Below are 14,905 nucleotides of genomic sequence, written 5' to 3' on the forward strand. Positions count from 1 at the left end.
CCATCACAATCAATATTTTCACAACGAACAGTTCACATTATAAGCCTGATTTGATTTGCAATATTCGATTTCTATGCAGACCTTTGCCTCCTTAAATAATGAAGGAACCATTAGGTTCTTAAGAACACAAGACTATGAGTGAAATAATCATTAAAACACCGGAACAAATTGAGGGAATTCGAAAAAGTTCTCAATTAGCAGGAAATACTCTAAAATATATTAGCGATTTCGTTAAAGAAGGAGTTAGCACAGAATATTTAGATCAGTTGATTGAAGAATACATTCGAAATAATAATGCAATACCTGCACCTCTTAATTATCATGGTTTTCCAAAATCATGTTGTATTTCTTTAAATAATGTAATCTGCCACGGTATTCCGGATGAAAAAACCATTCTTAAAAATGGTGACATTTTGAATATTGATGTGACTACAATTTTAGATGGTTACTTTGGAGATACCAGTACCATGTTTACTATTGGAGAAGTTTCAAAAGAAGCAGCTAATTTGGTTGAAGATACTGAACACGCCATGTATTTGGGAATTGACCAAGTTAAACCTGGCAATTACTTTGGCAACATCGGTTTTATGATAGGACGTTTTGCCAAAGGAAAAAAATACAGTGTTGTCTACGAATTTTGTGGTCATGGTGTTGGCATCGAATTTCACGAAGCGCCTCAAGTTGAGCATATCGCTCCCAAAAATTCCGGACCAAAGATGAAAGCAGGTATGGTTTTCACCATTGAACCAATGATTAATTTGGGTAAACCAAGAGCCATTGTTGATGAAAAAGATGGCTGGACAGCTCGTACTATTGACAAGAAGTTATCCGCACAATTCGAACATACAATTTTAGTAACTGAAGATGGATTTGAAATTCTTTCGGATGTAGGTGATTATGATATTTTCAAGTAAATATCAGTAATAACTTACTTCTATATAAATATCAAGAGGAACCGTTTCAAAATCAATTTTGGAACGGTTCTTTTTTTGCTTTTACAAAAGCCTATTTTGTTGTAAATTCGATTCGTTAATTTAAATCAGAAAAATGAAAAATATAGCTGTTATATTGGCCGGAGGAAGTGGAAAACGTATGGGTGGATCTATACCTAAACAATTTCTACTGCTTGGCGGAAAACCAATCATTCAGCATTCTATTGAAACATTCGAAAAGCATTCCTTAATCGATGAAATTTGTATTATTATTCATTCTGATTTTATTCAGGAGATTGACAGTATTGTTCAGAACAATCAATTTAAAAAAGTGATGCACATTTTACCGGGTGGTAAAGAAAGAAGTGATTCAAGTCTTGCGGCTATTAATGCATATCAAGAAAATCGAGATATCAACTTAATCTTTCACGATGCCGTTCGTCCATTCGTAACCGACAAGATCATTACTAATGTAATTTCTCAGCTTAAAAAAGGAAAATCGGTTGCCGTTGCTATAACAACAGTCGATACGATTTTTCAGGTCGACGAAAATGATCGAATTGTTTCTGTTCCGCAAAGAAGCTTTTTAAGAAGAGCTCAAACCCCGCAAGCATTTTCATACAAGGTGATTAAAAAAGCCTACGACATTGCCATGCAAGATGCTAATTTTGTTGCTACCGATGATTGTGGAGTGGTATTGAAATACCTGCCAAATGAAGCCATCTATATTGTTGAAGGCGATGAATCAAATATCAAAATTACTTTTGAAGGAGATTTGGTATTTGGGGAGCAGATTTTAATAAATACGAAGTTAAAATTTCCTAAGTAAAATTATATATTTGCACAAACTGATAGAACAACTAAATCACATAGCAACAAATAAAACAAATGGAAAATAATATATCAACCTCACTTCTTATAACTACATATAATAGTCCTAAGTTTCTAGATTTAGTTTTTAGAAGTATAATGAAACAAACTGTTATGCCTGACGAAGTTGTTATAGGCGATGACGGCTCAAAAAAAGAGACAAAAGATATTATTGATTCTTACCGTGATAAATTACCATGTAAAATCAAACATGTATGGCAAGAAGACAATGGATTTCAGAGATGTAGAATATTAAACAAAGCCATAGCTCAGGTCACCTCTGACTATATTTTGCAAGTAGATGGCGATATCATAATGCATCCAAAATTTGTAGAGGATCATATTTCCGCAGCAAAACCAAGACAATTTGTTTGCGGTAACAGAAGTTTCGTTCGTAAAAATAAAACTAGTCGCTTAATTGATAAGCCTGATAAACTATCATTTAATATTCTGGACATAAAAAAACGCAAAAGATTTTTCAGAATCCCATGCTTATCTCCCTTTTACAGAAACAAACGAAGTAATACCTCAAGAAAGGGAAATGTGGGATGTAATATGGCCTACTGGAAAGAAGATATTGTGAAAATTAATGGTTATAACGAAGGTTTTGTTGGTTGGGGATACGAAGATATTGAAATGGTCGAGCGCCTAATGAACTCAGGAGTAAGAAAAACAACTTTATTGTTTATGGCTGTAGAATATCATTTGTATCATCCTAAAAGTTCAAGAGCTAGCTCTATAAAGAATAAGAAAATGTATTACGATTGTAAAAATCTAAGCTTGTCCTTCTGTGAAAATGGAATTAATAAATATATTGACACGATCCAGTAAAATGTATAAATAATATAGGGTTAGACTTTAACGAAGTCTAACCTTTTTTTTTAATATGACAAACTGATTATACTGTTCACCTTTCCTGATTGAACTTCACCAATTTACAATTGATTGTTTGGTGGATAGATATATGAATATTCTTATAGTATCATATACAAAAAAAGAATGATTATTTATTTTAAGAATTAAACCGCAAGCAGAGCACTTAATTATCAACCCTTAATGCACTCACAATAAATCTCATAAGTATTCTTCCCCATTACTTCATCAGTAAACCGATCATTCAGTAACTTTTCAGCATTAACCATTATATCATATCTTAATTGGCCGTCAACCCTTAACCTTAAAGTATTCTCCGATAACGACTTTCCCAAGTCTCCGATAAAAGCCCAGACGACTCATGTTTTATAGCTTCTGGGATAGCTCCAGCCATTGTTGCAATCACTGGTACTTTATTTGCTAAAGCTCATAAATTGTAAGCGCACATTAGTGTGAATTGGACATAAAAACCTGCGATTGCCAAGAACAACAATAGGTTCGTTTTTCACTTTTACACCTTACAGTATAGCTCTACAAGATCCTAATATTATTTAGACAGATCATTATCGTGTTGTTATAAAATGCCTCCCTAACGAATAGATCCTTCTTGTTGAAGGAAACGAATCGAATATAAAACTACCTTTGAGCAGAATTTAGTGCAGGAAGAGTAAATATTAAAAAGCAGAAATTAATTCGATTAATATCATATCAATTTTTTCTGCCTAACAAATAAGCAATCTTGTTATTACCTGTCATTTTCTTATTAATCATGATTAAAGAAATATTCCATAAAAAAAAACTATTTTTAGAGCAAACAATAACACAAATCAAGCCCCACAATTCTATTTAATTGGCTTGATTACTTAAACTAAATCACATGAGTAAAGAAAGAATTATAGTATATACCTCGGGGACATTTGACATGTTTCACAGCAATCATCTAAAGATGGTTAACTACGCCAAAGCCTTAGGTGATCTTCTTATTGTTGGTGTTAGTACTGACGAGCTAGTTAGTTCCTACAAAGCACCTCCAATTGTCCCCTTTGAAGAAAGATTAGCTATTATTGAAGGAATGAAAGCTCCTGATATGGTTATTCCACAAAGATCACTTGACCATACTGAAATAGTAAAGAAACTTCATATTGACATTTTTGTGGTTGGTGACGATTGGACAGGCAAGTACGATTATCTTGAAGACCAAGGAGTAAAAGTTTTTTATTTCCCATATGGTGCAGGAACAAGCAGTACTGTTCTGAAGGAAAAAATCTATGAAAGCTATTCTGAGATTAAAAAGAGAATAGATAATCATGAGAATCCTGACATTATCAAAATCCCAAATAAAAAGTAAATGAAATATGCATTCGTAACCGGATCTACCAAAGGAATTGGAAAAGCTATTGGACTTAAATTACTACAAGAAGGGTATTTTGTAGTTTTTAATTACAGTAATTCTGAAGAATCAGCAGAGCATTTAAAAGCAGAAATCAGTGTTTTATATTCTGATCATTTTTCAATTTTAAAAGCAGATTTATCAGATTTAAATCAGGTAGAAATAGTTGCGACTCAATTGAGGCAACTTCTCCCCAAAATTGATTTGCTGGTTTTTAATGCTGGTTTAACTGATCGAAGTCCTTTGGGTGAGGTAAAACAAAAAGATTGGCTTAGCGTTTTTAATGCCAATGTAAATGTTCCCTTTTTCTTACTACAAGAATTAGTACCAAACATTACCAAAGGAGGAAATATTATTTTTATTGGTTCGATGCTAGGCAATATTCCTCATTCTGCTTCTATATCTTATGGAGTTACTAAAAGTGCAATTCATTCATTGGTCAAAAATATGGTGAAATTCCTTTCACAGGATAAAATTAGGATAAATGCAATTGCTCCAGGCTTTGTAGATACTGATTGGCAAAAGGATAAACCAGAATGGCTTCGTGAAAAGATCAAATCAAAAATTGCACTTAAGAGGTTTGCCAAAGAGGAAGAAGTAGCAAATATTTGTCATCAAATAACACAAAACGAATACCTTACAGGCCAAGTCATTCAGCTCGACGGAGGCTATAATTACGAATAAGAAAGAGGGCAATGCCCTCTTTCTTATTCGTAATTATTTCGTTTTATCAGAATGGTTTTTTTCTAAAACATCAACCATTCGAACCGAAACTTTTCCATCAACAAGTCCAATAATTTCATGTGTACATTCAGCTCTTCGTTGTTTGAAATTCTCTGGGCTTGCCAGCTCTTTTTCTACGCCCTTCTTTAGGTCTTTGTAATGCCATATATTCTCACCCAAATCACGGAATTGATCCATTGCAGGCTCCATTCTCTTCCTCAATTTTCGTTGACCAAATAACCTGTAAGTCAGCCTCAATTTTAAGAATCGATTTAGAATAACGGGCTTATCAAGTGCTGCAAATTCAAATACTACTGATGATTCATCGGATATTAATAAATCAGCCAAAGCATAGAAAGGAACAATATTAAAATCGTCGAAACCTGCAACATATACATTTTTATACTTTGCCCAAATATCAAGTTTTCTTCTCTGACGTTTATATTTTTTTCGAATATAAGAAAAGAAATGTGGTTTAATAATTAAGTTGTAGTCTTTGAATTGTTCAGGGAAATTATTTGGCATTCTTTCCAATGAACTTGGATAAAAAGTAGGAGCATATAGCAATGTCTTTTTACATCGATCAAATCCGTACGTTTCGTACATTTTGTCGACCTCTTCATTACTCATGGCCAATACATCATCCAACTTCGAGAAACCAACATTTTCCAAAATTGTTTTCGCATCTGGATATAACTCTTTTAACTTTCGTAACCTGAAATCGCCTTCAATAAAACGGATATCAAATTTATTCTTTTCCTCGGCAAAAGCACTTCGTTTAGTTCCAATACCATGTACGATTAATACCGATTTCTTATAAGGTATATTTACATCTGGATGTTCGTCTCCTCCACAAATTAAATACTCAATGCTAGCATTATCAAGCCCATTAATTCCAAGTTGGAATGAAAGATTTTTATCTTCGCATATCTTGATAATTCTTTCATTTTGGTCAAACATATCCCTACTCGTAGTTCCCTTCAAAACAATCAGATATGGCAACCCTCTCCTTTTCATTTCCTTCGCCACGGGTAAGAATTGTGGCAAAAAATAAATTTGCTCAGTATAAAAAACTGCAAAATACTTCGTCACATTCATAAATATCTATTTAACTATTAGTAAACGACCTCTTAAAGCCACCCAACCAATCATTAACAAAAAACTACACACTTGTCAAAACGTTAGTTATACAATTGGATTTATTACAAAAAAAAGCTTCAATCTGCTCAATAATTTCAAGTGGTGTTATCTGAGAAATAAATAAGCTTTCATCAAGCAAACTATTTTCATTTTTCAAATAAACTCCGAAATCAACTTTAGGCTTCACGGTACAAAAAGGACTTGTAGATTTACCAAGAAGAACAATAAAAGGGGTTTCTGCCGATGCTGCTATATGCATTGGACTAGAGTCAATGGTAACCAGTAAATCCAAATTAGAGATAACATTTACAAACTGTGGAACAGTTAATTTACCCGTCAGATTTCTCACAAAATTGTGATCTGAAGCAGAAATTTGATTGATATATTCTGATCCGCGACTGACCTCCGACTTTCCACCTAATATTACCAAATTATATTTGTTCAATTTTAGTAACTCGTGAATTAATGAAATGCTATTTGATTTCGGATATGATCTACCTTTCTGCTCATCAAACCCTAAGCTTAATCCAACTATAGGACGTTTCTCATCGAAATCACCAATAAAATTACCTTCCGGAATAGAAATGTTTAATTCAGGTAAGATTTTATATTTATCATTCAAATACGAATTTACGAGTTCAGCATAATGATTGACATAATGTCTTCTCCTTTCCATCTTCAGCCCATAAGTAAGTAAAACACCTCTTGATTCATTCTTATAACCGATCACATGACTAATCCTGGCCAATCTAAAAATCAGGGCATTTAAAAAACTATTATGAAACAATACCCCTAAATCATATTTTTCAGATCTTATTTTTCCAATCAATTTTATAACATTAAGAATTCGATTCCCTTTCTTTTTCGTATCATCAATAATAATTTCTTCAACTCTAGTAAAATCTTGAAATAATTCTGAGATTGGCTCCTTACAGACTATGGTAAGCATAGCAGTTGGGTATTCTGTAAGCAAAAGTTGTAAAGTAGGAGTGCTCATTATCGAATCTCCCAAAAAATTGGGTAGTCGCACAATGATCTTCTTTGCATTTTTTATAGGGACAATACTATTTTTCATGATTGCTCTATTTTCTTAATTTGGATTTCAAAGCCTTTTTCCGATTGATTTTTGCCTTGTGCTCTTTATCAAATTGAATCAGTAACTTTACTGCTTCGTTCTCATCCTTGCCATTTATTCTTGCATATTCCCGAGCAACAACTTCCAATTCCTCTTCGTTTGCCCAAATCTGAGAAAAGTTTTGAAGTCCTTTTTGGTAGTCTATTTCTTCAAACCTCATTCTGTTAATATCCACAACACTAAACTCATATTTACAATCATCAAGTTTCTTAATAAGTATATTCCCTCTAGAATAATCAAGATGATGTATCCCATTTTTATGAAGCTTATTGTAGGTAAATACGGCAAATTGTTTTAAAATATTATTCTTGTCAGGATAATCAAATCCGATTAAATCTCTTATCGTTAAATCATATTCATAATGACATGATACATAAAAGCTCCGGTTGAATAATCCCCCCTTCAATAGCTCAACACAAGCAACAGGTTCTGGTGTATTTGCTCCACAATCAATCATTTTCATTGCATACTCATAAGAGTGCTTAGATTTAGACCCTCGTAACCAGGCATATGCAATTTTATTAATTAGATGTGGAATTTTAAAAGACTTAACATTTATTTTAATTCCTTCAACTTCGATTACTTTTATTTCGTTGCGTCCTTTGTATATGGATGTACCAATTTCTTCAAATTTATCGGGTAATTCGATTAAAAAGCTTTTTAGCTTATTGTATTTAGGATTAACATGTACTCTCATTCAATTATTTATTTACAAATACCTTAATAATTTCCTTCATCGAAACCGATCCTATTTCAGGGAAAGGAATATTATCAAGAGGATAAAATTCAAATCCTGAGATATCATCTTTTGCGTTTAAATTAGAAAAAGACTCAATTTTGCAAATATAGGCTAAATCCAAGGTGAATACGCTTAATCCTCCGTAAACATATTCATTTGGACAAGACATGAAGTAGGATAATTCGGTAATTTCCACACCCAATTCTTCCATAATTTCCCGACAAAGAGCTTGTTCTGCTGTTTCCATTACATCCACAAATCCTCCGGGTAAATCGAGCATTCCTTTTTGGGGTTCAACAGCTCTTCGGGCAAGCATCAACTCCCCTTTATCGTTAACGATTAAAGCGGCGACTGCTGCAGAGGCATTTACATACAAATGAAAATTACAGTTCTCACACAAAAATGAATTGTCACTTTTATAGAGAAACTTAGCTCCTCCGCATTTGGGACAATATTTTATTACCTTTTGAGGAAACGTAGGACTCATCTTCCATTTTTTTAATGAACCGCAAATCTACTTGAATGAAATTAGTTTCACAAAAATCAAAGCTTATTTTTAAATGAATATTGACATTATATTTATTTGGATTGACAAAAAATAAGCCTGTAAATCCTATTTAGCTGTTTGATCTTTTGAAAAAGTTATTACTTTTAAAACGAAGTAAATAACTAATGGGACGAGCCAACCTCGTTTCTATCCTAACCCTTTTATTGAGGTTTATCTTTTTCATGTTTCAATAAGTCGCTATTACTGATTAAGAAAAGATATTCTGGCCGCCCATTATTTTTATTTGCTAAATTGAAAACAAGAATAAAAATCTAACCCAACTACCATAAGACCAAAAAAGGCAAATTCCGTATGGAATTTGTCTTTTTTATTTATTACCTCCCAGTAAAGTTATTACTTCCTTTAAGATCTCATTCTCTTTTCTCTGATCTCTTACTTGTTCTTCCAATGATTCAATTTTCTCATTAGCAGGTTCGTGAATATTGATCTGCTCAGCCACAATTCGAAAAAAATTGATCTTTAGGGCTTTGCTAATGGTTTCAAGTCGGGCAACTTGAATACTATCGCTTTCTAAAATATTGTATACCGATGAAGGTGCGATGTGTAATCGTTCAGCAAGTTCGACTGACGAAACTGCTTGTTTTTTCATTTCCTCCTTAATTAATTCATTCACCTTAAGATCGGATTGTATTTGCATCAATTTCTTCATAATGAAATGTTTTTTTTACGATTAACAGGATCTAATTTATTCAAATCTATCTAAATATCAAACAAATAAGCGATAACTATTCATATTTACTCTATTTTTTACCCTATCTTATCTACTATTCCAAACATCATTTCTACTATCCAATGGTACATTTATATTATTCCATAGTACATTCCTATTTTTCCAAATAGCATCTCTTTTGCTTCTCAGTACATTTCTATTTTTACACATCACATTTCTATTGCTTCATGTAGCTTATCTATTTTCTTGTATGCTTTCTCTATTATAGAATAGAGACATCCTGTGTTTATTGAATAAAATCAAATAATTAGATTGGTGTAAAATCTGAATTTTAGAATCACTTTTCAATATCCGGTGGCCTTACTATCGGCATGTCTTTTAGTATCAGCCACACCAATGTATTCCTCCGAATCTGAAACAAAAATATTGGACATCACGCCTATTTTTGCTTGAGACTTTATTACATGTCCTGCTGCTTTGAGTTTATCTAAAACATTTTTCGATGGAAAATCTGTCTCAACATATACCTCATCGGGTAACCATTGCGAATGGATTCTTGGAGCATTTACAACTTGTTGAGGTGCCATTTCAAAATCAATGCGATTAATAATGTTTTGAAATACTGATGTGATTATTGTCGATCCTCCCGGGGAGCCCAATACCATGAACAACTTCCCATTTTTCTCCACAATTGTAGGCGTCATACTACTTAGCATCCGTTTTCCGCCTTTTATAGCATTCGCTTCACCGCCAACCAATCCGAACTGATTTGGGAAGCCAGGTTTGCTGCTAAAATCATCCATTTCATTATTTAGGAAAAAGCCACCGCCATCAACGACCACTTTGCTTCCGTAATTGCCATTTAATGTTGTGGTAACAGCAATTGCATTCCCTTTTGAATCAGCAATAGAAAAATGAGTTGTTTCGAAACTTTCTATTAGTTCAACAGTTCCCGCTTTAATATCCTGAGAGTTTGTTTTCTTATCCATCTCAATGTCAGAAAAACGATTCTCTAAATACGCCTCATCGATTAATCGATCAACAGGAACCTCGTAATAATCCGGATCACCAAGCCAGGTAGCCCGATCGGCATACACTCTTCTCTCCAGCTCGACCATTAAATGGATGTGCTCAAAAGATCCAAAATCAAATTCATTCATTTTGTACTGCTCTGCACCATATAACAATTCCAGTAATGCAATTCCTCCACTTGATGGCGGAGGCATTGAAATGATTTTGTGTGCACGGTACTCACCCATTACAGGTGTTCTCCATACCGATTGATATCCCTGAAGATCTTCTGCCGTAATCATACCGCCATTCTTTTGCATTTCGGAAACAATTAAATCAGCAGTTTCACCTTCATAAAAACCATTTCGTCCATTTTCTTTTATCCGTAATAACGCTCTTCCCAAAGCTATATTAATCAATGTATCTCCTTCTTCAAAAAGATTCTCTCTCACATAAGGATTTGTCTCTTTCCCTTTATTCTGATTTCTGATTTGATCTCGATAATCATTTAATTTATTCGCTTCCGACAAACTTAAAGCAACACCATTCATGGCCAATTTAATTGCTGGGGCAACTAATGCCTTCCATTCCATTTTTCCATATTTCTGATGTAGTTTTACCATTCCATCAACCGTACCGGGAACTCCAACTGCCAAATGCCCTTTCTGACTCAAATCAGAATTTACATTCCCCTTCTTATCGCAATACATCTGCTCATAGGCTGCTCTTGGAGCTGTTTCTCTAAAATCGAGAGAATTGTATTCTCCCTTAGAAGTACGGATTACTGCAAAACCTCCTCCGGCAATATTTCCAGCTCTTGGATAGGCCACTGCCAATGCAAATTGAACTGCAATAGCTGCATCGAAGGCATTCCCCCCTTTTTGCAGTATTTCATTTCCAACTTCGGAAGCCAAATAATGAGCGGTTACCACAATCCCATTTTTATAGGATTTGGGCTTTTGAGGACTACTGCATGAAAAGACAAACAGAGAAATAAATAAAAGAATTGATAGACATTTAGTAGTGCGCATGGTCAGTAGATTAGTAAAATCTCCTAAAGATAAATAGGATTTGTTCATTACAACAATAGATTGTTAGATATCAGACATGAGATATTCGATTGGTTTACAGAATGCTTGTTTTCTGATCTTCACATTGAGATATCCATTCAGTAAATCACAATAGAAATCAAGGATTTACAAAATTTCAAGAAACTATTGATACAATACATTTCAAGAAAAAGAGCTGTTGCATTGCAACAGCTCTTTGACTTATGTCAGCTTCATTTTTTTAAAGCCAAATTCTTTTTAGTTGAAAATGTATCGTACTCCAATTTGTAACTGCCATTTTGAGTTAACAGATATATCATCAATGTACGAATCCTTTAAATCGGGATCGAACTGCAACCATGGAGTCCCATTATTATCAACTCCATTTACAGTAATTGGATTGGTTGTGTTTGCATATTGACGAACTCCCCAGTTAGAACTGATCATGTTTCCAAGATTTAATACATCGATAGAAAATTGAAGTGTATTTTTATTATTTCCCACCATAAAGTTATAATCCTGCATGAATCGGAAATCCATTTGACCAAACCAAGGCGTCATAGTTCCATTGCGCTCAGCATACTCACCACGTCTGTCTTTTAGGTAATCATCCTGACTAATAAATTTATCCAAAGCAATCCACTGCTGCGAAGCATTTGCTGCAACAACACCAACCCCGCTGCCATCAACAGTACCAAAATTAATATCATTTGAATTTCTTGGAACATAGATTAAGTCATTGTTTGCAATGGCATCGCCATTAATATCACCAGTATAGGTATAAGAGTAACGATTTCCTTTACCAGCTTCGTAAAACATAGCAAATGAAGAAGCAAATTTACCGTAGCTTACTTTATACATAGCCGAAGCAATAATTCTGTGCTGCAAACCATATCTTGACCATGAGTAAGCAGGATCGTTAGGATTACCCACCACAGGGTTTCTTTGGAATGCATCTGCTGCAATCTCAGCAGGAATAGAAGTTAAATCTTTTGCACTTAAATAAGTATAGGCAACATCTGCAGATAAACCAGAATCCCATCTTTTGGATAATTTAGCCGTTGTTGTAAACTGATAGCCTTTCCTGGTATTATCCAGAACAATCGCACCCGCTTCCAAAAACGATTCTGATCCTGCGGAAGCAGAATAAATATTCACCTCATTAAAACCTGCAAACTGAGCACGGGTATCTCCTGTTCCTGATAAATTTCCTGATGGAGGCAGCATGTTGTAATTATGGTGAACAACCGCATTAACATCTTTCGAGTAGATTCCTTCAACAGTTGCTAACCAGCCATCTCCAAATTTCACATCCATTGCCAGGTTGTTTTTCCATACCTGCGGATATTTAAAATCATCGGCAGTTGAATTCAATTGAAATTCATAACCCGCATCAATTCGAGCATTGGTAGATTGGTTTCCTAACCATACAAAAGGAATACGACCGGTAAAAATTCCTGATCCACCTCGCAATTGCATGGTATTATCCCCTTTTACATCGTAATTAAATCCAAATCGTGGAGACCACATAATATTGGAATTTGGCCATGTAGCTGGATCCAATCGTACAGAATTTCCTTTTTCAGTAACCCAACCCTCGAAATTCTTAGCCCGATCAGTAGCCTCATCTTGTGGTATATCATTGTAATACTTTGGAAGATCGACACGCAATCCTAAAGTCAATTTCAAATCATCATTCACTTGAAATTCATCCTGAGCATAAAATGCAATTTGAGCAACATCAACATCCGACCATGCAAAAGCATTTTTATTGGCATCTGTCACATCCTGATTCAAATCATTTGTTGGATTACCAACAAAATAAGCAAAATCATCATTTAAGAAGTTTTGAGTACTGAATGCAGTAACCCAAGGATAATAGAATAGATTGAATGAATTCTCAAATTTAAAACGCTCGTAATTAAATCCAACTGTAATCGCATGACGATCTGAATAGTAAGTTAAATTATCAGAAACTTGGTATACATCCTGATTTAAAACATTATTGGTTGAAAACATTTCGGAACCAGCAGTAATTGCAACCTGACCTTGATCGTTCAAAATATCAATAACCGGGAATTGTGCAGATTTAGGAGTACGCTTATCACGGAAAGATGTATACCCAAGTAGTAATTTGTTAGAAATTTTACTTGAGAATCTTGAGTTTAATTCCCCAACAACAGAATTGATCTTATTAAAAATCCGATAAGAAGAATTTTCGAATGGCAAACGATAACTTGTTGCGCCACGACCACCAACAGCTTCGGGATGAGGAAGAATATCTTTCCATGCATCCAACATGTTGTAACGAAGCACTACCTTATGATTTCGAGAAATATTCGCATCCAGTTTAATCAAAAACTTATCATTTGATGTTTCGTGATTGTATCCTTGGTACGCTCCGGGATCGTATCCCCATTGATCTCTTAAATGGGATTGAACTGCTTTAACATCAGCTTCTGGAACCCGTGCTGTGTTTGAATTATTGCTATTAGTACCGTCATCAGCCACGAAACCGTGAGCCAATTGGTCTCTTCTTTCCTGCTCGTAATTAACGAAAAAGAACAATTTATTTTTAATCAACGGACCTCCAACACTAACACCATATTGTTTTGTGCTGAAATCGGTGTTTTTAACTTTAAGACCATTCACTTTATCTCCGATCATATTCTCATTACGAAAATAGTAGTAAGTTGTCCCCTTAAAATCGTTAGTACCCGATTTTGTTACTGCATTAACACCAGCCCCTGTAAAACCACCTTCACGAACATCAAAAGGAGCCAATGAAACCTGAATTTGATCAATTGCATCTAAAGATACAGGTTGAGCATCGGCCTGACCGCCAGGAGTCGAAACATCCAATCCGAAAGAATTGTTAAAAATAGAACCATCCAACGAGAAGTTGTTATATAGATTATTTCGTCCTCCGAAACTATTTCCGTCCGACTCTGGTGTTAATCGAGTTAAATCTCCCTGAGATCTTGAAATTGTAGGTAAGGCAACAATTTTCTCACGGTTTATATTTGTTTGGGCACCAGTTCTGTCCTGACTTATCACATCGTTCTTATCGTAAACAATTGTGATTTCATCAATCTGAACGTTGTCTTCGTGAAGAACCAAATTTATTTCCGCAGTTTTATTCAACTGTAAATAAATATTCTCTTGCTTTGTTTCCTTGTAACCAATAAAAGTTACAGTTACAGTATAAGGCCCACCAATTTTCATGTTTCGCATATCGAAACGACCATCGTCTTGGGTAATGGTTCCATACTGTGCTCCTGTTGGAGTATGGGTAGCGACTACGGTTGCGGCAAAAACAGGAACATTGCCTGGATCAACAATTTTCCCACGCATTGATGAGGTTGTCACCCCTTGAGAAAAAGCATTTGGCAAGAAACCTGCCATTGCAATAATCAGAAATAGTAATTTAACATTCTTCATATTAAAATAGATTAAATTATAATTAGGTTACCCTAAAATACAAAATACTATTTCAAACCTTCAAATCTTTTATTCATAATTATTAACAATCAACTCATTGCACAACCACACCCGAGTTATTTTGTTAACTAAACACAACAACCGCAAATGTTAATAGATGTTAAAAATCCTTGATTGAACATGATTACTATAATCATAATCAAACATGTAATTTAATAACTTTTCTATTGCTGTTTTTTTTAAATTCATGCCAAATATCTCTTAAAACAGTCTTCTGATTTCTGTAAATTTCCATTTTTGATTCAAAAATGCCCTAATTCAATATTTCTTTCAATAAATTCAAATGAACATAAAACAAAAAAAG

12 protein-coding genes are annotated in these 14,905 nt (G+C 34.3%); 5 read left to right on the forward strand and 7 right to left on the reverse strand.

Features of this window, described 5'->3' with window-relative positions:
- Nucleotides 1-134 precede the first annotated feature (134 nt).
- From map to ALGA_RS00965, 5 genes are all read left to right on the forward strand, one after another.
- The gene (gene map, locus ALGA_RS00945; RefSeq protein ID WP_096427519.1) at nt 135-914 is read left to right on the forward strand and encodes a type I methionyl aminopeptidase; all 780 of its coding nucleotides are present in this window, start codon (nt 135-137) and stop codon (nt 912-914) included.
- Between the two features lie 133 nt (nt 915-1,047).
- Nucleotides 1,048-1,761 (forward strand): 2-C-methyl-D-erythritol 4-phosphate cytidylyltransferase, encoded by a 714-nt coding sequence (gene ispD, locus ALGA_RS00950; RefSeq protein WP_096427520.1) that lies wholly within the window; start codon nt 1,048-1,050, stop codon nt 1,759-1,761.
- 59 nt (nt 1,762-1,820) lie between these two features.
- Nucleotides 1,821-2,633 carry a glycosyltransferase family 2 protein gene (locus tag ALGA_RS00955; protein WP_096427521.1) on the forward strand — a complete coding sequence of 271 codons (813 nt, stop codon included), beginning with the start codon at nt 1,821-1,823 and terminating at the stop codon, nt 2,631-2,633.
- Nucleotides 2,634-3,552: 919 nt separating this feature from the next.
- Nucleotides 3,553-4,023 (forward strand): adenylyltransferase/cytidyltransferase family protein, encoded by a 471-nt coding sequence (locus tag ALGA_RS00960; RefSeq protein WP_096427522.1) that lies wholly within the window; start codon nt 3,553-3,555, stop codon nt 4,021-4,023.
- Nucleotides 4,024-4,749, forward strand: coding sequence for an SDR family NAD(P)-dependent oxidoreductase (locus ALGA_RS00965; RefSeq protein ID WP_096427523.1), 726 nt, complete (start codon nt 4,024-4,026; stop codon nt 4,747-4,749).
- Between the two features lie 33 nt (nt 4,750-4,782).
- Here the strand turns inward: ALGA_RS00965 and ALGA_RS00970 are convergent, their stop codons facing one another.
- The 7 genes from ALGA_RS00970 to ALGA_RS01000 all read right to left on the reverse strand — a co-directional run bounded on the left by ALGA_RS00970 (nt 4,783) and on the right by ALGA_RS01000 (nt 14,541).
- The gene (locus ALGA_RS00970) at nt 4,783-5,886 is read right to left on the reverse strand and encodes a CDP-glycerol glycerophosphotransferase family protein (RefSeq protein WP_096427524.1); all 1,104 of its coding nucleotides are present in this window, start codon (nt 5,884-5,886) and stop codon (nt 4,783-4,785) included.
- Nucleotides 5,887-5,950: 64 nt separating this feature from the next.
- On the reverse strand, nt 5,951-7,003 hold the full coding sequence (locus ALGA_RS00975) for a glycosyltransferase family 9 protein (protein ID WP_096427525.1): 1,053 nt from the start codon (nt 7,001-7,003) through the stop codon (nt 5,951-5,953).
- Nucleotides 7,004-7,010: 7 nt separating this feature from the next.
- On the reverse strand, nt 7,011-7,760 hold the full coding sequence (locus ALGA_RS00980; RefSeq protein ID WP_096427526.1) for a hypothetical protein: 750 nt from the start codon (nt 7,758-7,760) through the stop codon (nt 7,011-7,013).
- 4 nt (nt 7,761-7,764) lie between these two features.
- On the reverse strand, nt 7,765-8,289 hold the full coding sequence (locus ALGA_RS00985; RefSeq protein WP_096427527.1) for an NUDIX hydrolase: 525 nt from the start codon (nt 8,287-8,289) through the stop codon (nt 7,765-7,767).
- A gap of 388 nt (nt 8,290-8,677) precedes the next feature.
- Entirely contained in the window at nt 8,678-9,019 is a 342-nt protein-coding gene (locus ALGA_RS00990) for a helix-turn-helix domain-containing protein (protein WP_096427528.1), read from the reverse strand.
- A 365-nt stretch (nt 9,020-9,384) separates the two neighbouring features.
- Nucleotides 9,385-11,082, reverse strand: a complete 1,698-nt coding sequence (gene ggt, locus ALGA_RS00995; RefSeq protein WP_197705660.1) for a gamma-glutamyltransferase — start codon at nt 11,080-11,082, stop codon at nt 9,385-9,387.
- A gap of 276 nt (nt 11,083-11,358) precedes the next feature.
- Nucleotides 11,359-14,541, reverse strand: a complete 3,183-nt coding sequence (locus ALGA_RS01000) for a TonB-dependent receptor (RefSeq protein ID WP_096427529.1) — start codon at nt 14,539-14,541, stop codon at nt 11,359-11,361.
- Nucleotides 14,542-14,905 lie beyond the last annotated feature (364 nt).

This window comes from Labilibaculum antarcticum, assembly GCF_002356295.1.
Taxonomy (GTDB): domain Bacteria; phylum Bacteroidota; class Bacteroidia; order Bacteroidales; family Marinifilaceae; genus Labilibaculum; species Labilibaculum antarcticum.